Source organism: Marinomonas fungiae (genome assembly GCF_001418205.1).
GTDB lineage: Bacteria > Pseudomonadota > Gammaproteobacteria > Pseudomonadales > Marinomonadaceae > Marinomonas > Marinomonas fungiae.
Genome location: NZ_LIQF01000035.1, coordinates 1 through 1302 on the forward strand (window position 1 = coordinate 1; position 1302 = coordinate 1302).

Below are 1302 nucleotides of genomic sequence, written 5' to 3' on the forward strand. Positions count from 1 at the left end.
GGGGGACCATCCTCCAAGGCTAAATACTCCTGACTGACCGATAGTGAACCAGTACCGTGAGGGAAAGGCGAAAAGAACCCCAGTGAGGGGAGTGAAATAGAACCTGAAACCGTGTACGTACAAGCAGTGGGAGCGGACTTAGTTCCGTGACTGCGTACCTTTTGTATAATGGGTCAACGACTTAATTTTAGTAGCAAGCTTAACCGTTTAGGGGAGGCGTAGGGAAACCGAGTCTTAATAGGGCGTTCAGTTGCTAGGATTAGACCCGAAACCGGGCGATCTATCCATGAGCAGGTTGAAGGTTGGGTAACACTAACTGGAGGACCGAACCCACATCCGTTGAAAAGGCTGGGGATGACTTGTGGATAGGAGTGAAAGGCTAATCAAGCTCGGAGATAGCTGGTTCTCCTCGAAAGCTATTTAGGTAGCGCCTCGCGTATTGCCATTGGGGGTAGAGCACTGTTTGGGCTAGGGGGTCATCCCGACTTACCAACCCCATGCAAACTCCGAATACCAATGAGTATGAGCGCGGGAGACACACGGCGGGTGCTAACGTCCGTCGTGAAAAGGGAAACAACCCAGACCGTCAGCTAAGGTCCCAAAGTTACAGTTAAGTGGGAAACGATGTGGGAAGGCTTAGACAGCTAGGAGGTTGGCTTAGAAGCAGCCACCCTTTAAAGAAAGCGTAATAGCTCACTAGTCGAGTCGGCCTGCGCGGAAGATATAACGGGGCTAAAACTGTACACCGAAGCTACGGGTTTACACTTTGTGTAAGCGGTAGAGGAGCGTTCTGTAAGCCGTTGAAGGTCAAGCTGTAAAGCAGGCTGGAGGTATCAGAAGTGCGAATGTTGACATGAGTAACGATAAAGGGAGTGAAAACCTCCCTCGCCGGAAGACCAAGGGTTCCTGTCCCATGCTAATCAGGGCAGGGTGAGTCGGCCCCTAAGGCGAGGCTGAAAAGCGTAGTCGATGGGAAACGGGTTAATATTCCCGTACCGATGTATATTGCGATGGAGTGACGGAGAAGGCTAGGCCAGCACGGCGATGGTTGTCCGTGTTTAAGGTGGTAGGCTGAGTACTTAGGCAAATCCGGGTACTTAAGGCCGAGAACTGATGACGAGTCCTCTTTTGGACGAAGTGGTTGATGCCATGCTTCCAGGAAAACCTTCTAAGCTTCAGATATACATAGACCGTACCCCAAACCGACACAGGTGGTCAGGTAGAGAATACCAAGGCGCTTGAGAGAACTCGGGTGAAGGAACTAGGCAAAATGGCACCGTAACTTCGGGAGAAGGTGCGCCG

General features: G+C 51.4%; 1 rRNA gene. It reads left to right on the forward strand.

Going from position 1 to position 1302, the window contains the following annotated elements:
* Positions 1-1302, forward strand: a 23S ribosomal RNA gene (locus ASC49_RS19530); the annotation flags it as partial.